Source organism: Desulfovibrio desulfuricans, from assembly GCF_024460775.1.
In the GTDB taxonomy this organism is placed as follows: domain Bacteria; phylum Desulfobacterota; class Desulfovibrionia; order Desulfovibrionales; family Desulfovibrionaceae; genus Desulfovibrio; species Desulfovibrio desulfuricans_E.
In genome coordinates this window covers 1-246 of the sequence record NZ_JANFYZ010000091.1, presented here as the reverse complement: position 1 = coordinate 246, position 246 = coordinate 1, and the positions used below count along the sequence as shown (strand labels likewise).

The window sequence follows — 246 nt, the reverse complement described above, 5'->3', positions numbered from 1 at the left end:
CAACGGCCTTCTAAGCCGTAGGTCGAGGGTTCGAATCCCCCCAGGCTCGTTATGGTGGGTATGGTGCAGTTGGTTAGCGCGCCAGATTGTGGTTCTGGATATCGTGGGTTCGAGTCCCACTACCCACCCTTTTCTTTTATAATTCAAACTGGCATGCAGTGTCAGAAATAAAGTCTTTAATGGGCTATCGCCAAGCGGTAAGGCACAGGACTTTGACTCCTGCATTCGCTGGTTCGAATCCAGCTA

General features: G+C 50.8%; 1 tRNA gene. It reads left to right on the top strand.

Features of this window, described 5'->3' with window-relative positions:
* The first annotated feature begins 54 nt into the window (after nucleotides 1-54).
* Nucleotides 55-128, top strand: a tRNA-His gene (locus NE637_RS15520).
* The last annotated feature ends 118 nt before the right edge of the window (nucleotides 129-246 follow it).